This is a genomic window from Vibrio genomosp. F10 str. 9ZD137, from assembly GCF_049974785.1.
Lineage (GTDB): Bacteria > Pseudomonadota > Gammaproteobacteria > Enterobacterales > Vibrionaceae > Vibrio.
The window spans coordinates 1-1,232 of sequence record NZ_JBNGCJ010000684.1 but is presented as its reverse complement, the minus strand read 5'-3'; the positions used below and the strand labels follow the sequence as shown (position 1 = coordinate 1,232).

The following is a 1,232-nucleotide window of genomic DNA, read 5'->3' as shown; positions in this document are numbered from 1 at the left end:
CCGCTCTTCCGATCTTTACGCACTCCTTGAAAGAATCCATTACCTTCTGGTAGCAGGCTTTGATATCTACGGTAACTTTGGCCACCAACTGATCACTCGTATGTTTATGGATTTTCTTCGACTCGAAGGGGAAACGAATTTTATCTCTCTGTTACCACGAGAGGTTCGCCATATCGAACATTCGAGCTGGTATCAAAATCAAAGTAGCGACTTGAGTGATTTTTTCCAGCGTAATATCCGTCCATTTGACCAACAGAGTCTCGTTCCATATCAGACGACGGATTACAAAAATGAGTTGTACGATATTCTACAAACTCAGCTTGGACCGGTGCTCAATGCTCGATATGACATAAAAAAAACTGATCTCTCACCCCGTAACGAGCGTATCCTTAATTCGGTTAATGGTATTACAGGCAATGGTGTCCAGTTTCTTCCAGAGATCATCATGATGATCGTTGAAGCAGATACGGGAGAGGATGAAGTATTTACCCTCCTGCGTAATGCCGCCCACACGAATATTTCGAGTTTGTTTAATGAAGAGAGTAATCGTGATTTTGATAATGACGACTTAACATTAGTCAAAGGTATTGTAGGAAGCTATCCGTCGGCGTTTCTTCTTGTCGGTGAAAAAGAAGTTACTGATTTAGTGAAGATGCTCTCCACCCTTAAAACGGAAGAAGACTACATTAAGTTACTGGATCGATTTGCTATTCGACGCAGTGACTCATATTTTTGGCCGTTCAGTGACCGTCTGCACGCTTGGTACCAGAAAAATCAGCCTATCGAATTTGGGTTGCTTGACTACAATAGATTTGAAAATAGATAGATTTGAGAATAGATAGATTCCAGAACAGGCAAATCCGTAAATGTGACACGTTTAGGAGGTGGATCATGGCACTAAAAGATAGTATCGAGGCATTGGAGCAGCAAATTTATATCGCCTGCTCAGAAGCTGATTACGATACCGTTAACATGCTAGAGCATCAATTAGAGGTGCTAAGAGATCGCGCTGAGCATCCCTTTGACGATGATCCTAACGCACTGAGTGATAACTCACTTAAAAAAGAGTGATAGCTCATCGAAAAACAAGTGAAAATTGCTTGTGTGATTGAATAATGAGGCAAAACAGCCAGGCTATAACGAAATAACACCCTACGAAAGGGTGTTATTTTTGTTTCTAGCCGCTTTTAATAAAACCGCTACTTATACTAATCGTAGTAAATAACTGTTCA

General features: G+C 40.9%; 2 protein-coding genes. Both read left to right on the top strand.

Annotated elements, in window-relative coordinates; translation table 11 throughout:
• Positions 1–826, top strand: an 826-nt coding sequence (locus ACP45E_RS16405) for a fatty acid cis/trans isomerase (RefSeq protein WP_198927741.1), incomplete at its 5' end; no start/stop codon positions are given.
• 65 nt (positions 827–891) lie between these two features.
• On the top strand, positions 892–1,071 hold the full coding sequence (locus tag ACP45E_RS16400) for a hypothetical protein (RefSeq protein ID WP_017038775.1): 180 nt from the start codon (positions 892–894) through the stop codon (positions 1,069–1,071).
• Positions 1,072–1,232: the final 161 nt, after the last annotated feature.

What these genes read in the sequence shown, in the direction of transcription:
- ACP45E_RS16400 (WP_017038775.1), top strand. Translation starts at nt 892, where the DNA reads ATGGCACTAAAAGATAGTATCGAGGCATTGGAGCAGCAAATTTATATC.